The sequence below is a fragment of the Chryseobacterium sp. A301 genome (assembly GCF_054489425.1).
This window is the reverse complement of the sequence record NZ_JBTMWY010000002.1, coordinates 507,025-522,492: the sequence shown is the minus strand read 5'-3', so window position 1 is coordinate 522,492 and position 15,468 is coordinate 507,025. Positions and strand designations below refer to the sequence as shown.

General features: G+C 40.7%; 10 protein-coding genes and 1 tRNA gene. 2 read left to right on the top strand and 9 right to left on the bottom strand.

All coding sequences use genetic code 11. The features are described 5' to 3' along the window. Nucleotides 1–18 precede the first annotated feature (18 nt). Nucleotides 19–831, bottom strand: a complete 813-nt coding sequence (locus ACX3PU_RS05645) for a GLPGLI family protein (protein ID WP_459083952.1) — start codon at nucleotides 829–831, stop codon at nucleotides 19–21. Between the two features lie 167 nt (nucleotides 832–998). Here ACX3PU_RS05645 and ACX3PU_RS05640 point away from each other — a divergent pair, with 167 nt between their 5' ends. Beyond that, a complete protein-coding gene (locus ACX3PU_RS05640) occupies nucleotides 999–1,166 on the top strand; it encodes a hypothetical protein (protein WP_459083951.1) in 168 nt (55 codons plus the stop codon). A 48-nt stretch (nucleotides 1,167–1,214) separates the two neighbouring features. Here the strand turns inward: ACX3PU_RS05640 and ACX3PU_RS05635 are convergent, their stop codons facing one another. The 6 genes from ACX3PU_RS05635 to ACX3PU_RS05610 form a co-directional block, all read right to left on the bottom strand. After that, the gene (locus ACX3PU_RS05635) at nucleotides 1,215–3,578 is read right to left on the bottom strand and encodes a hypothetical protein (RefSeq protein ID WP_459083950.1); all 2,364 of its coding nucleotides are present in this window, start codon (nucleotides 3,576–3,578) and stop codon (nucleotides 1,215–1,217) included. Nucleotides 3,579–3,624: 46 nt separating this feature from the next. After that, nucleotides 3,625–7,233, bottom strand: coding sequence for a BamA/TamA family outer membrane protein (locus ACX3PU_RS05630; RefSeq protein ID WP_459083949.1), 3,609 nt, complete (start codon nucleotides 7,231–7,233; stop codon nucleotides 3,625–3,627). Between the two features lie 2 nt (nucleotides 7,234–7,235). Continuing rightward, nucleotides 7,236–8,096 carry an SdiA-regulated domain-containing protein gene (locus ACX3PU_RS05625; RefSeq protein WP_459083948.1) on the bottom strand — a complete coding sequence of 287 codons (861 nt, stop codon included), beginning with the start codon at nucleotides 8,094–8,096 and terminating at the stop codon, nucleotides 7,236–7,238. Next, the gene (gene ppk1, locus ACX3PU_RS05620) at nucleotides 8,093–10,135 is read right to left on the bottom strand and encodes a polyphosphate kinase 1 (RefSeq protein ID WP_459083946.1); all 2,043 of its coding nucleotides are present in this window, start codon (nucleotides 10,133–10,135) and stop codon (nucleotides 8,093–8,095) included. Before ppk1 ends, ACX3PU_RS05625 begins: the two co-directional genes overlap by 4 nt. A gap of 15 nt (nucleotides 10,136–10,150) precedes the next feature. After that, nucleotides 10,151–11,302 (bottom strand): Pycsar system effector family protein, encoded by a 1,152-nt coding sequence (locus ACX3PU_RS05615; RefSeq protein WP_459083945.1) that lies wholly within the window; start codon nucleotides 11,300–11,302, stop codon nucleotides 10,151–10,153. A 211-nt stretch (nucleotides 11,303–11,513) separates the two neighbouring features. Continuing rightward, nucleotides 11,514–12,425 (bottom strand): NAD(P)/FAD-dependent oxidoreductase, encoded by a 912-nt coding sequence (locus ACX3PU_RS05610; protein ID WP_459083944.1) that lies wholly within the window; start codon nucleotides 12,423–12,425, stop codon nucleotides 11,514–11,516. 681 nt (nucleotides 12,426–13,106) lie between these two features. On the opposite strand from ACX3PU_RS05610, the gene ACX3PU_RS05605 reads away from it, so the two are divergent. Beyond that, entirely contained in the window at nucleotides 13,107–13,448 is a 342-nt protein-coding gene (locus tag ACX3PU_RS05605) for an Arm DNA-binding domain-containing protein (protein WP_459083943.1), read from the top strand. A gap of 405 nt (nucleotides 13,449–13,853) precedes the next feature. On the opposite strand, the gene ACX3PU_RS05600 is transcribed toward ACX3PU_RS05605, so the two are convergent. Together ACX3PU_RS05600 and ACX3PU_RS05595 are read right to left on the bottom strand one after the other, a co-directional pair. Beyond that, a tRNA-Ala gene (locus ACX3PU_RS05600) sits at nucleotides 13,854–13,930 on the bottom strand. 110 nt (nucleotides 13,931–14,040) lie between these two features. Further along, nucleotides 14,041–15,453 (bottom strand): TolC family protein, encoded by a 1,413-nt coding sequence (locus tag ACX3PU_RS05595; RefSeq protein ID WP_459083942.1) that lies wholly within the window; start codon nucleotides 15,451–15,453, stop codon nucleotides 14,041–14,043. Nucleotides 15,454–15,468: the final 15 nt, after the last annotated feature.

Below are 15,468 nucleotides of genomic sequence, written 5' to 3'. Positions count from 1 at the left end.
CCCCTAGGGGCTGCCTCCCTAAGGGTAAGGAATGGCCCTGTCTTTTTCTATGGGCAGATAATAGGATTTGATATTATCCTGAAGGGACTTTCTTTTCTTGTTTATCTCTTCTTTGGTAGCAAGCTCTCCTTCCGTAGCAATGGAAACTCCGTTTTCGCGGTGTCGATTAAGCACTTCCACAATGTTATTGAAATGATCTACTTTCAAGGTATGAAACTGTTTTTGAGTGATTGAGATGGGTTTCTTTCCATAATGCGTTTCTAGGAAATTATGGGTATCGTACGTCTGCGCAAGATTTTCACTCTTGACCATCGAATAGTGGAAAATGTCCTCAGAATCGTAAACCTCAAAGATGAGTCCTGGAAGTCCCCGAAATTTATAGGGGCCTTCCTGAAATGGAATCTCAGGACAGAACCAAGCCGTCCACTGCCTTTCTCCAAAAGCAAGAGTAGCTTTCTGAAGCTCAAAGCCGTCCACTTTTTTATGTTCGTTTTCTATCTTCCAATTCATTTTATCCTTTGAGGAAATCGCGTAATAATCGTAGCCTTGGCGAAACATATTCCTGTTTTCAAAGCTGCCGGCTTTTCGATACAAACGTTGATCAATTTCAGAGAAAGCCTCGGAGGTCTGTCCTGTCGCTTTGTTTATAGAATCTCTTAGCACAAATTCATAATCATAGAATTTCACAAAATCTTTGTCAATATCAAGGGTCATGTTTGTCTTCTCTTCGTATCCGTTTTTTTTGATGTTCAGCTCATACAGGAATCTATGGGTTTGGCAAATCGCCATACTAAAGAGATTGAGTGCTAAAAGTAAAAGTAGTTTTTTCATAGTTACTTAGTTATTGAACAAAAGATCTCTAAAAGTAATAAATTTCTGCCTTCCCAAACTGTCTATTCTTTACAAATAAAAAGCTTACCCCATTTTCAATCCATCGAATTTGAAGTGTCACCTAATCGTGCCATCCGGTTAGCAATCTCACTTAATTATTGGATTGAATGAATCGCATTTTTTTTAAAGCTGCGAGAGTCCCCAACGGCGTATTCGTAGGTCTTGCAGATTTCTTGAAATACGAAGGCTCAAACCCTATGTCTATTACATGGGAATTGCAAAAGCCGATACCTGAGTTTCTATGGACCGCTTCCGCAAAGATGGCCATTGGGTAAAGAATTTGGCCCTTTCATAGGGTCTAACTTTACTCTCCAGGGTAAAGGCTAAAGAGAAAGGCTAAAATCCCTCATTTGATCGAAATTAACTCCTACACGAAGACCTTTGAGTCCATTAACGTCGTGAAGTTCTTCTAGCTCTAATACTTCTAAATCGTCTAGTAAGAGTCCTTTGTTTTGAAGGAACTGGATATACCCCTTGTACTCTTCCATTTCTTTTGAGCCCATAAAAACTAAAGAAATCTTCCCAGGTTGAGTAAGTCTTTCTAGGCTGTTTTTAAGGGTTATTTTATCGATTCGTTTTTTAATAATCTCGTAGCGAATATTATAACTTCCTTCGACATCAAAACGTCTTTCGTCCGTTCTAAAGCTAATGTCGATGGTATTCCCATTCACGAAAATTAATTGAGTGGTATCAAGGGGAACTTTCATCTGCGGCAATAAATTCTTGGTAATGCCCGCAATGGCAGCCATGGAGGTAAGTTGCCAGAGACGAATGTTTTTTAGGTAAAGAGGATTAAAGGGTTTGCGCGGCGCAATGGATTGACCAATATAAATGTCGTACTCGACTCCGTCGGTTCTAAATTTCTCAAAATAACTCGGATACGAATTCTGAATCTCCAAATTGAAAAATTCCAAGTACCCATTAATTGAGGAATTAATCAGTTGAATGGACTGTTCCAGTTCTCTTCGGCTTGCAAAGGCTTTTCCCTTGTGTGGATCCACGGCTGCTTCATACTCTGAAATGAGTTTAAAAGCTTCTGGACTTAGTTTTTTAAAATGCGCTAGAACATCGTTTACTTCTCTTTCTAGAAAATCCATTACACGAGATTGAATTCGGTCCATGGACTCTAGTTTTAAGCGCTCAATTAGCTTGTTGCACGTAAAGATCATTTCCTCGAGTATTCCAATACCCAGCTTTTCACTTAGCTTTTGAAGCACGGACTTGAGATACTCTAATTGGAACTCCGTGTCTGTGGCAAAGGCACTGTTTCTTTCGAGGGTGGAATTTTTGATATCAATGGCACCGTAGAGCGGATAGACCTCTTCGAAACTAATACTTCCAATGGCAGGAGCGGGTTTGTCCGCTTCTATACTTTGTAAGTATTCCAGCGCAATCTCATTAAATTTCCATTGCACGGCCGGTTGAAGGGATGTAAACTTATCTTTAATAATTTGATCAATCTTAAGTTCAAAATCCACCGTCGCATTTTCTAGAATCTGCGCTAATAAGGGACTCACACCGTCTAGTTTCGGAAGCACATTTTCGTCTAAAAAGTGATTTTTCTTTTTCGTATAGATTTCAAATACACCCACTAGCTTGGTATGATGGTAGATCGGAGTAAGGGCATAGGAATGCACTTTGAGGGCTTTTAGCCCTCGGGTAATGAACCCAAATTCCTCCTCCGTAGACAAGACCCCCGTGTTAACCAAAATACGAACTCGATTCTTTACAAGTTTTTCAATCTTTTCCCCTAGGGTATCAAAACTGATTTTTCGCCTTCTAAACATCTCTAAAATAGGACTTTCGTATCTCTCTTGAGATAGATTTAAGACCGGTTTCTTGTTTAGTTTTAGATAAGGAATGAGTTCAAATTCAATGTCCTTGTCCCCTACAATGGTTTTTAAAGACTTAATAAGTCGCTCGTCTTGAAAACTAACTTGCGAGCCCATGATGAGTTCTTTGATTCGCTCAATGGCATAGGCACTGGTAATGTCTGTGACCGATATAATGGAAAACCCCTTAAACTTAAAACTAGAGAGTGGAATTAGGGCCTCTAATTCCTCGTAATTTAAGGTGTCTGATAGCTGGCTTATATTCAGGTTGGAAAGGTCTAATTTTTCTCCAAGATTTTCAACTTCAATAAATTGATCGTCCACGGAGATCTCATAATACCGGCTCAGTCCCGATTTTGGATCCAAAATCGAACGTACAAAAGTTTGTTTCTTTACGAATTTAAATCCGTAATGTTTTTTGAAGAGCGTTAGGTACGGCACTCTTCTTATGTCTCGGTCCGTAAGGAGTGATTCCTGAGTTAAATCTGTGGTGCACAGTCCACCCTGCATGATAGAGAAGAAAGCGGGCGTTCCGTAAAAGGACTGACGCTTTACGGGGATTCCGAAGCCTAAAAGAATTTCTTCTTCATTTGCAATGGGGGGAACTAAAAATTCCTGAATCAGTTCAAATTCTTTTTCAAAATCAGGAAAACTCTCGACCGAAAGAGTTCCTTTCAGTCGCAATGCCTTTTCTAGGCTTTCGATAAGTCGATTTAATTGAGCGGCTTTCGTGGGAGATTCCGTTTTGACTCGCTCGGTTAGATATTTTAAAAAAGGCTCAAAGGAGAGTTCTACTCGAAGCCCTTCAATATCTTTGTCAAATGTCTCAATTTTAATCGTATCCTGCTTTATCATTAAATTTTCGATTCTAAAATATACGTTTCTTTTCTCTTGGTGGGATTTAAAACCTTAGCCCTAGGGTTATATAAGGACTCCACCCTTCTCTTGAGTATCCCCCGACGACTTGAACCACTACGAGTTGAGCCGGAGCGTAGTAGAGACCTCCTCCCACGCCTTGGTGGATTCTAGAGCTGTTAAACCCTTTTGCCCAAACTTTTCCAACGTCATAAAACCCGATGAGTCCTAGCTGTCCTGGAAGTAGGTAACTTCCAATGTCTAAGAGTTTAATACGGGCTTCTAAATTGTTATAAAGCATGTGCTCACCCGCAAACCTGTAATTTCTATAGCCCCATAAATTATCGTGGCCTCCTAAATAAAGTGCCTGATAAAAGGTAGGACTGCCTAGGGTAATTCCTCCCCCAATTCGGTTTGCAAAAATAATGGAATTTTTTCCAACGGCCTTGTAAAATGAAAATTCACCCGTAAGTTGTCCAAACGATCTAGACTCGTCATTTAGTCCTGTATACCCTCGAGCTTTCAGATTTAAATAGCCTCCAGCAGAAGGAAGAATTTTGCTGTTTCGTGAGTCTTTTACGTATTGTGCTATAAGGCCTACAAAAAGTTTGTCTTGGTCTAGTGTGTTCTTGTCATAGGTATTGACGAGTCCACTGTAAAGGAAACGATCTTCGTTTTCTTTTTTATTTAAGCTATAATACTCTAGGGCGGGTCCTATTCTAAACTCAGAATTGGGTTTTTCCCAAGAAAGACTTGGACTAAGCTCTATGAGATTGTAGCGAGCACGGTAGTAGCGTGAATCGTGGTTTTCTTTGTCATAGACGGACTCATTTCCAAGACCAAAAAAGTTTTGCGTGTTGTTGGGAACATATGCGCTTGCATCAATTCGCAAATCGGCTTTGCCGATAAGTTCTTTCCAGCGTCCTTTGTAGTTTACCTTAAAGGAACCTGTCGCTAGGGCGGCTTTTACGAGGAGTTGCTGCGTATGGGTATAAGGCGTTTTTCTAAATCCACGCTGATGCGTGTATTTGAATCCCCCTCCAAGCAGGATCCCGTCGTCTAAATTGTATCCCCCTGTCACAAGTGGCATCATTGAATTGCGGAGATTTACGGGGACAAAACCTACCATCGTGCTGTCTTTTCCTTTGTGATGGGTAAGTTTCGAATTAGGATCCGCATACGTCGCTTCGGACTGGTACTCATATAGATCAATGGATCGCTTAGAATCCGTCACGACAAAGCTTTTCTTGTCTGTCCCTGAAATGACACGCAATTTTATTTTGGAGTCTCTTGGCTCGAGTTGGATTCGATCCGCTCCAGCTTCTAAATAAAGACGAATTTCTTTGGTTAGAGAAGGATCGTACCATTTGCTCATGAGCTCCTTCTTATTTTCTCCTTCTTTATTTATTTTGTTGATGGTGACCTGAAGTCCCCCACTTTTCTCTTCCACAACCACGTTTTCGTCTTTATTGGTCAAACGAATGTCTACGATGGAATTGATAAAACGGTAGTAGGTCTCCATATTCTGAGGCATTTGATCCCTTCTTTTTTTCAAATCTTCTAAAAGACTTTTCCCTCGAATGTCATAGGAAGATTTCGGGAGCAATCGAACGCTTTGCTCTAAAACAGAATCGGAGATTTTCTCTACAAACACACGGCTGAGTTCATTCCACTCCGCCTCCGAAAATTGCATTTTCGGATGAGCGTTTAAGAAATCCGATTTGAGCATCGCAAAATTAACCGCTCGAATCTCTGGGGCAAAGCCTCGGTTGGCAGGCATCGCAAACCAAGAACGAGAGGCAAGTCGGGGGAAAAACCCGTCCATTAAACGAAGAACTTGATCTCGGTCTCTAGGAACCACCTCATAATCTTTGTCCTTTCCGGGCAACTGATCAAACCAGCGGTACTGGTCTCCATGCCGGTCCCAGTCTCCGACCAAAAGATCAAGCATTCTAGAACGAACAAAGGTTTTGGCTCCAAACGTATCGTCGTTATCGTTGTAGATTTTCTCAAGCATTTTGGGCGTGTTGTCTGATTTGCCCAGGGGCTCACGCTCTTCTAAAAGCGCTAGGGTTCCCGCAAAATCTAAATTGTGAACGCCTAGGGCAGGATCTTCCGCTACAATTCCGATCACTGGATTTGTGGAAGGTACTCCAAGGGCGCTAGCCAAAGGTGGCATCATAAGCGCGGAATAAGGATGCTGTGCACTGACGGCATCGTCTAAAAGGTCTTCTGCAAATGTATCGTGCAGCGTAGAAGGAATTAAAGATTCTGAGTTTTTATTAACACTTCGAAGAACCCACTGTTTTCCTGTTGGATCCTCTAAACGAAGAGAAATCGTTTGCATGCCCCCTCCTCTTTTTAAAGGCGTAAGTCCGCCCGCCACTTCCGAGACACGAATCACGGGAAGCTCCGTCGAAGCTGCCCATTCTTTTCGATAGTTTTCTCCGAAGAGCTTACGGTGAAATTTCCCTACTTTTTCAAACTCTACGTTGGCACTAACAGTCACACTGTCTTTTTGAAATGTGAGGTCCGCGGTGCCCATTTCATAGGGTTTCTCTTCTACAAAAGGCACGCTATAGGAAAAGGCTTTTTCAACGGTTCCCTCGTGATACGTATAATAGGTGATGACCGAGGATCGATCGTCCATAAAATCCACACTCACGAAACCTTGCATTTTGCTTGCAAATAGTGAATTTGGATTCTTTTTAATAAAGGTACTCTTTGAGCCTGATCCGCTCACAATTTGATAATTGAGTTTAGGATCCTTAATGAGTTGCAGCCCATGCTCATGTCCCGCCGCATAAATCACATTTGAAAATCCTTGAAACACCCCACTAACACTTTCAATTAAATTCTTATAATCGGGATGCGCTAAGTCTTCCGCATTTAAAAAGGCGGATTGTCGAAGTAAAGGATAAAGGGAGCCCACCACGGGTAGTGGAATGTATAAATTTTTGCTTATCGCCGTCAAGGGAAAGACGTGGTCTTTGAGCTCGAAGTTCCCTCCGTGAACTCCGTTCGAAAGAAACGGATGGTGGGAAGTAAGAAGGATGGTCTTGTCTTTGTTCTTATACAGAAGGCTCTCTAATTGGTCGACCACTTCCTCTTTTGTGGTGCAAAGACAGTCCGCTCCTGGATTCTCTTTGGAAAAGGGAAAAAGCCACCATTCGCTATCGTAAGCAATGACTACTACCTGATCTGAAATCGGAATCTCAATCGGATCTGGACAGCCCTTCGAAGGGACTAACTTTAGATTGGGATCGTTTTGAGAGGCTAAGAACTCGCCTTGCGCCTTGATTTTTGCAAGCCCCTGCTTTCCCATCTTGTCCCAATCGTGGTTGCCGGGTACAAAATACACAGGCGCTCCTTTTGCGCGCATGGGTCCAAACTGAGAGCGAAGAATATCTTCTCCTCTTTTTTTGTCCTCAGTTCCCTCGAGTCCCATGCCTCGAGGATAAATATTATCCCCTAAAAAGAAAACCGTGGTTTTGTCTTTTAAGATTAATTCAGCCGCTTTGGGAATCACCGTCTGCTGCTTATAATTCAGTTCTCCTGCATCGCCAATGAGAAGGACTCTGTTTTGGATTTCATTTTGCGCGAAGAGCGCGCAAAAAACAGAAGGGAATAGGGTAAGAGTAAAATAACGTCGCATGGCTAAGGAATTAAATTAAACTTTAAGAGACTGGGCCTGCTTGTTTTGCTTCCCCCTTCGTTACTAATAAATAAAGAGCCTTCCTTATCAAACGTAAGGCCTTCGGGCTGGTTATAAAGTTTTGGATCCAGAGAATAAGCTGCCTTTGGACTCATTTTGTCATCTAAAACCACGAGCATTTGGTTCACAGAAGAAAGTAAATACCACTCCCCCGTTTTCGGGTTTTGTCCTAAGGCGGAGGGTCTAAATTTCTTTCCCTTCAAGGAGGAGAGAGAATCAATCAAAGTATGCTCAATTTTAAATTCATCGAGCTTCTTGATTTCGCCTTCACTCGAAAGTGAAAGTCTATATCCTGAGGTTTTATCGCTTTTCTTATCCACGGAGCAGGATTTGCAAACTGCATAAAGAAGGGAGTCTTTTGCATTGTAAGCAAGGGACTCATACTCTCCTTTTGGGAGCTGACCACTCCACTCCCTCGCAAGGGAAGTCTTGTCTTTAGAAAGTTCCTTTTTAGGGATCGAAAAAAGGGTCCCGTCACTTCGAAGCACCACGACAAAGTCTTTTGCCACGGCAAGACCTTCGTAATCTGCGCTAGCACCAAAACGAGTCTCAGTAAGGATTTTTGAAAAGGGTGTAAACTTATAAAGAATGCCATTTTCATCCTCTACGGCCACAAGAGTGTCACCCCAAAACCCAATGGCTGAAATTTCATGGAGCGCGTCCCATAAAGGTTCTACCTTTGGCTGGGTTAAATCGTAATTCTTTGGACTTTGGTATTTCGTCGTGTTATCCTGTGCGCAGGCATTAAGCGAAACCAGTGCGAAAAGAAGGGCCCTTACAGGCGTAAATAGTTTGCTTTTCATAAACCTGTGCTTTTAGAGTTTAAATAGTCGTAAATCGCTTTTTGAGCGCGAACGCCCACAGAAGTTTGCAAAGGGACGTTGTGTAAATTTTCATCCAGTTCTACAGCGAACTCATCGTCGCGAAGTTGATAATCGAGGAAGGTAAAGATCTCCTTCTTTATATCCGGATCTAGAACCGGATAACAAACCTCAATTCGATTGTAAAGGTTTCGGCGCATCCAATCGGCCGAACCCATATACATGAGATCCTTTCCCCCTTGATGAAAGACAAAGACTCGACTATGTTCTAGGTAACGATCGACCAAACGTCTCACGGTGATATTAGAACTCATCCCTGGAACGCCTGGAACCAAACGACAAATACTTCTTACGATTAATGTAATTTTTACGCCTGCTTCACTCGCTTCATAGAGCTTACGAATTAGGCCCTTGTCTTCTAAGTTGTTAAGTTTTATAAGAATCTTGGCCTCTTGTCCCAGTTTTGCCGCCTCAATTTCCTTCTCAATAAGGCTCGTGAATTCTCCAAGCATATTAAATTGGGCAACGAGAAGATGTTTAAACTCGTAGGGTTTTCTTTGCTGCTCGTCTCTTTGAGACAGCATTTCAAAGACATCTCTTAGTTCTCCTAAGAGCTCAGGGTTGGCCGTTAGAATGATATGGTCCGCATAGACTCCCGCAGTCACTTCATTTAAATTTCCAGTCGAGAGCAGTCCTAAATACGTAGGCTCGTTTCCTTCGGTTTTTCGTTGAACCAGGGCAATTTTAGCATGTACTTTAAGGTTAGGCAAACTATAAAGAACATTTACGCCTGCTTTCCTTAGTTTTTTAGCCCATCGAATGTTATTGCCTTCATCAAAGCGAGCTTTTAGCTCGACAAAAACCGTTACTTTTTTTCCGTTTTTGGCTGCACTTATCAGGGCATTTAAAATCTGAGAGTTTTTTGCAACGCGGTAGATAGAAATCCATATTTCCTGCGTCTTAGGATCTAATGAAGCTTCATTAAAGAATCTTAGAATGGGATCGTAAGACTGATAGGGAGTACTTACCATCAAATCTTTTTTCTCTAGCCTTTCAAAGACAGACTCTTCTTTTAATTCCGGATGCGATAAGGGAGGTTGGGACGTATAGTTCCACTCCGGATTCGAAAGGGGAAACTGAAAAAAATCTTTGAGATTATGGTTGAACCCACCCTTCATTGCGCTTCGCTTCCTGAGGCCCAAATGCGATAAGAGTGAATCTCTAATTTCTTTAGGCATATCGGGTTGATACAAGAGTCTTGTGGCAAGGCCATAATCTCTTTTGGCAATCTGCTCTTCAATCTTAACCCGAAGATCTCCTTCAAATTCATCTTCTAAATTTAAATCGGCATTTCGCGTCACTTTAAAGGTGTAGAACCCTGTGAGGGTTTTGCCTGGAAACAAAGCAGCGATATTCTCTCTTAGTATGTCGTCTATGAAAACAATGTATTTACAGTCCGGTTTTTCAATGACATGAAAACGATCTAAGGAATCCGAAGGGATGTTTACAATCAATACTTCAGAGTCTTTTTCAAACGAAATTGCGCTATAGAGTTTGTTATTTTCAATATAGAGACTAGACTGCTCCATGGATTTAACCTGCAAGAAGGCTGCTATCCTTGTATAGAAATAATCGCGCGCCTCTTGCTTAATTTCTTGTGGGAAAGGCTGGTTGTATAACAGGACAATTCCAATTTCGCTTAACTTAGGTAAAACAAGCGTTCGAATGATCTCCCCATACTTCTCCTGTTGCGATTCAATAAGTGCTGTGGCCTGCGCATAAACCCCTGTTTCAATAGTTCCAAAAAGAGGATCTGGAACTTTCATCAGTTTTTTAAGTGCAGAAAGTACAGGCATTCTAACGCGGTAAAACTCATCCAAATTGGAAGAGAATATGGCTAAAAAATTAATTTTAGCAAGGAGCGGGACGCTCTCAAGGCTCGCTTCCTCTAAGATTCTTCCATTAAAATGGAGCCAACTTAAATCGCGGTCCATAAAGTAAGGCGAAATTGGGTCTGCCATGGATTTCATTTCAAATTATCGATTAATAATAACAACGATTAAAAAGACCAGTACAGAGAGAACAAGCCCAAACATAAACACATTGTAGGCAAGTCTTAGAAGTCTGAATTTTCGTCCAAGTACTACCCCTTGAGAATACACATCTCGAATTAGGGTGTTGTATAAAAAGTCCCTGTCTTCCATCACTTCATTCATTCCCTGGCTGTAGCTTTCTAAATCCATTCGGTGAAAATTTCCAAAAAAGAGCAAGTTGACTTTTTTAGCGGCCAAATCCTCTTTTGTGAAATAGCCTTTTGGAATCGAAGGACGTGTGGCTAAAATAGCTAGAACCATGGTAGCTAAACTAATGCTTAGTAAAATGACTGTAGGGATAATAAGGTGCGCGTTGTTGTCAAGTTTTCGAAGAAGCATGGCAATGACCACCGAAAGGATGATCGAGTTTACGGTAATCAAAATGTTTGACTTATTGTCCGCCATGTCACTTAGACGCTGATTGTTTGTCGAGGTGATTCGAAACATGGTTTCAATGCCTCGATCCGGTCTCTTGGCTTTTTTCTCCTTGTCTTGTAAATCGGTTTTCTCCTTGTCTTTTAGCATTTGAAGATTTTCCATCTTTTTAGGTTCCAAGTTTTGTTTTGCGTAGTCTGTATGGTAACGGTGTCTTTCCATGAGGGCAATGGTTGAGGCGCGCCAGTCTTCCTTAGAAAACTCAGCCCCACAAGCTTTTGCTTCTTGTTGAAGCAGTTTATTTCTGTATTCAAACCAATCTTTACCAAAGTGGAATAGATCTGCATCGCATACAATTTCTTCTAAAAGGTTCTTAGGCTCTTGAGGCATTTTTGTGGCAAGAATGCAATTCTTGACCTCTGAAATAAACTCTGGGTCGGCGGATTCGCCTTCTAAAAATTTTTGTGCGATCTCTGTTCCTCGAAGCTCGTGACCTTGCTTGCCCACTTGGCAATAGCCAAGGTCATGAAAGTACGAAGCAAGCCCCACAATCGCAGTGTCCCTTTCAGACAGCGAATAATGCATTGCCATCTTTCGGCTGGCTTCTACCACCTCTTTTAGATGGATTTCGTTATGAAAACGAAGCTTTGTTAGGTCATATTGCTCTAAGAAGTCTTGCGAAAACTGAGCTGCCTTTTGTAAGAGTACTGAATAGTCCATAGTTAAGTCTCGGCAAAGGATTTCGGGTTGTATTAATTTTTGAATTTCATTTGCGATCTTTTTTAAGGGGTCTTCCCTTCTCAAATAAATCGGGTAAACTTTTCACTAAAAAAACCTGTTAAAATTCAACTCTATACAAAGATAAGGATAAGAAACGCAGTTTGCGAGAAATGAGTGTCTTAGTTTTTTTCAATCACTTTCTGCTTCTTTCTTACTTAAAGCCTTGTTCAATTAATTCTGAGTTGAGTGCACCTCCGGCCATGCTTCCGTTGTAGACCGCGTTCGCAATGGAACGTAAAAAGCTTGCATTGTCGCCACAGGCATAAACGCCCTCTACACTCGTTTTCATAGAAATCTCAACCTTGATATGCCCCTGCTCCGTGAGTTCACACCCTAGGTCTATAGGAAGCTTACAATGCTGCTCAAATTCAGGATGCGCATACATAACGCTCAGCTGCTGACTCGAGTCGTCCTCAAACAAAACCGCTTTAAGCTTTCCATTCTCTTGCACCAGCTCTTTAATTTTGCGATCTACAATCTTTATTGCTTTTTTCGTTAGGGCACTGCTGTACTCTTCTGAAAGCTTTTCTTCCCCATTGGTGTAAATCGTAAGATCGCCGGTCCAATTGGAAATTAATTTCCCCATTTCATAAGCGCTTTCGCCCGTGGCAAGAATGCCCGTTTTCTGATCCCGGTATTCGTATCCGTGGCAGTAAGGACAATGGATAATCGAAACTCCCCACGCCTCTTTAAATCCAACAATGGGCGGCATAATATCCTTTATCCCAGTAGCAAAGATCATTTTCTTTGCGCTCCAGGTTTTACCCGATTCCGCTTTGACGAAAAAGCCCTCTTTTGTCTTCTCGACTCCGGTCACTAAATCCTCTACACACTCTATGGTTTTGTAAAGTTTCAACTGATCCCGAGCAATCGAGAGAAGCTCTAAAGGAGAAGTACCGTCACGCGTGAAAAAATTATGAGATTGGGGTGCCATGCGATTGCAAGGCATGCCGCTATCAATAAGGAGCACTTTTCTGCGAGCTCTTCCTAAGGCTAAAGAAGCGGAGAGTCCAGCGCTGCTGCCTCCTACCACAATGGCATCGTAAATTGGATTGTTATTCATAATTACAAGGTATTTCTTGAGTATTGGATTCGATAAAGTTAGAGGATTTTTTCTAAGTTTTAGAAATTCCTACATAGTTAAATTACGCGTTGAAGGAATGAAGCAGGGAGAACCCTATTTTTGGACAGTTGATTTGTTTAATTGATGATTCCTTCATCAAAAAAGAAGTAAAAAAATCAATTCTGACCGATACTTAAAGCGAATCATGTTAAGGGCGCTAATTAAAAAAATGAAACCAGTATATAGTCCTAATCTTGTTAAAATACAATTAGATAATCGGTTTATTTCCGATTATCTCTTCTTGTTTTTACATTATCAAATAAGAACGCTTAAGAATCGCTCAGGTTTGTCCGTGTATTGAGTCTTATCGCAATAAGTCGGCTTTCCCCAACTTCGTTTAAATAGGACGGTTGTGATGACACGAAGGATTCTTGATTGGCACCTCAAAAAAAACCCTCTTAAACACGGGAGTTTAAGAGGGTTTACGTGGAGAATACGGGATTCGAACCCGTGACCTTTTGACTGCCAGAAACATTTTGATAATTTGCAAATAGTTTCTTTTAGCTTCAAAACTATTGATCTTCAATTAATTACTAAAAAATAGTAATATTTTTGGTTTCATCAAATTTCATGATAAAAGTACAACTGTTGTACTAATGTTGTACTTAAACCAAAAATGTTATGAATGCTAGTATCAAAATCGTCTGCAAAAAGAACCAATTACAAAATGGATTGTTCCCAATTTACTTACGAATAACAATCAATCGTAAATCCAAATTCTATTCGCTACCATTTTCCTGTAAACTTACAGAATGGAATGAGAAGCAAGGCGAATTCAATACGAAATTTAGAAACCATATTCCATTTAATAAAACATTGCTGAAAATAAAAGATAAAGCACTTGATACAATTTCAATTCTAGAAAATGATTATGAGACTTACAACTTAATCTTATTTGATAAATACTATCAAATTTCAACATGTACTATTGATTTCGTTTCAAACTTGTCCTTTAATATTTGAAAAAAATCTTTACCAATTACGTGACAGTAAATTTGGGGATTCAAAATCGATAGAATCACAAGAGTAAGTACTAAAAATAAAGTTCCAACTAAGATGTAGTCTTGATAAAATAGAAAAGTAAAATAGAAAAATGTTGAATTAATAGTGGCCAAAGCGAAAATCAAAAAGAACTTTGATATTAAAAATCTAGTTTTTAGCTCATGAAAATATTTAGCAATATCAATGAAAAACTTATAATAATGTAAAAAGCCACTTTCCATTTCAATAGTATTTTTTTTTAAAATACAAATATTTGCAATCAATTGAAAACAATAACTATCTTTGAGTCAACAAGTTTGTTGTACTTTTGTTGTACTTGAACCAAACAAAAAAACACCTACATTACTGCAAGTGTTTGAAATTCAATGGTGGAGAATACGGGATTCGAACCCGTGACCTTTTGACTGCCAGTCAAACGCGCTAGCCAACTGCGCCAATCCCCCATTCTAAATCAGAAAGATCTGAATTCAGATTGCAATAATAGGTAATATTTTAAAAATAGCAAAGCGCAGGGATCAATATTTCCCCGCGCTTTGCTTTATTTGCTAATGGATTACTTCCAACCTCCTCCTAAAGCTCTATAAAGCTCGATTCCGGACTGCATTTTTGCATATCGGGCATTCGAGATATTAAGCTCCGCATTGAGTTGATTGACCGAGGCATTAAGTACTTCTAAGTAATTGGCCATCCCATAATTTACAAGTTCTTGCGAAAACTCGACACTTTTACGGTATGCGTCTAATTCCTTTTGCTTTAAGGCAATAAATGAATCTTGGGAAGAGTACATTTTGATGGCGTCAGAAACTTCTTTTCCTGCCGTTAAAACAGATCGTCTAAAGTTTAAATAGGCAATTTCTTTGTTCGCTAAACTTACTTCGTATTGAGTTTTAATCTGTCTTTTGTTTAAAACAGGTTGCAACAAACCTCCTACCACATTGGCAAAAAGAGAATTTGCACTAAAGAAATTGTCTATGTCTTTGGATTGCAGCCCCCCACTTCCTGTGATGGTAAGACGTGGGTAAAATTGCGCTTTGGCTGCTTTTGAAAGCTCAAAGGCTTGCACCAAATTAAGTTCTGCCATTCTTACATCAGGACGGTTGCTAAGCAATTGACTAGGATACCCAAGATCAAGTGCGATGGGCAAGTTCTGATCCTCAAGCGTACTTCTAGTGATCGCTGCAGAGGGTTCTGCAAGCAAAAGACTCATCGTATTTTCCAGAAGTTCAATCTGGATATCAATGTTGATTAAAAGAGACTCCGCATTATGCACCAAAGCTTCACTTTGCTGAACGGCCACTTCCGTTAATGATCCCGCATCTTTAAGTGCTTGGGTGGTTTCTAGGTTCTTTTCTCTAAGTGAAATCGTCTCGTTAATAATTCTCTTTTGCTCATCAAAGGTGAGTAACTGAAAATAAGAGGCGGCTACGGCAGCTACCAAATCGCTTTTAATGGATTGGTGAGCGGAAACGGTTCCTAGATAAGAAGCCATTTGTGCACGCTGCTCAGAGGCCATCTTCCCCCAAATATCAATCTCCCAATTTAAGGCGCCCGTTAGGTCCCACTGCGAATTGTGCGTACGCTCAGAAAGCATTTGACCGGACTGCGTATTTAACGATTGGGTGTTGAACGTATAGTTCGGTCCGATGTTAATAGTCGGCAGATAAGCCGCTTTGCTTTGCTTTAAATAAGCTTCTGCGGACACAATATTTTGAAGGGCAATACGCACGTCGATATTGTTGTCTAAGGCTTTTTGAATATGCCCTTGCAAAATAGGATCCGTAAAGATTTCACGCCAAGATACATCGCCAAAGCTCAGAGAATCTTGAGGCAGCTGATCTGTCCTATAAAGGGTCTGTTCTACCACCTGAGGAGGCGTTTCATACTTTGTGGCGGTTGCGCACGAAGTAAGCAGCACTCCTAGAGCTAGGGGAAGAATAACCGATTTTGCTTGTATATAAATATTCATTGTCTTTTTAATTTA

Bases quoted from the DNA above. Each gene is read 5' to 3' on its own strand.
- ACX3PU_RS05630 (WP_459083949.1), bottom strand. From the start codon at position 7,233: ATGCGACGTTATTTTACTCTTACCCTATTCCCTTCTGTTTTTTGCGCG.
- ppk1 (WP_459083946.1), bottom strand. From the start codon at position 10,135: ATGGCAGACCCAATTTCGCCTTACTTTATGGACCGCGATTTAAGTTGG.
- ACX3PU_RS05635 (WP_459083950.1), bottom strand. From the start codon at position 3,578: ATGATAAAGCAGGATACGATTAAAATTGAGACATTTGACAAAGATATT.
- ACX3PU_RS05605 (WP_459083943.1), top strand. From the start codon at position 13,107: ATGAATGCTAGTATCAAAATCGTCTGCAAAAAGAACCAATTACAAAAT.
- ACX3PU_RS05610 (WP_459083944.1), bottom strand. From the start codon at position 12,425: ATGAATAACAATCCAATTTACGATGCCATTGTGGTAGGAGGCAGCAGC.
- ACX3PU_RS05640 (WP_459083951.1), top strand. From the start codon at position 999: ATGAATCGCATTTTTTTTAAAGCTGCGAGAGTCCCCAACGGCGTATTC.
- ACX3PU_RS05595 (WP_459083942.1), bottom strand. From the start codon at position 15,453: ATGAATATTTATATACAAGCAAAATCGGTTATTCTTCCCCTAGCTCTA.
- ACX3PU_RS05645 (WP_459083952.1), bottom strand. From the start codon at position 831: ATGAAAAAACTACTTTTACTTTTAGCACTCAATCTCTTTAGTATGGCG.
- ACX3PU_RS05615 (WP_459083945.1), bottom strand. From the start codon at position 11,302: ATGGACTATTCAGTACTCTTACAAAAGGCAGCTCAGTTTTCGCAAGAC.
- ACX3PU_RS05625 (WP_459083948.1), bottom strand. From the start codon at position 8,096: ATGAAAAGCAAACTATTTACGCCTGTAAGGGCCCTTCTTTTCGCACTG.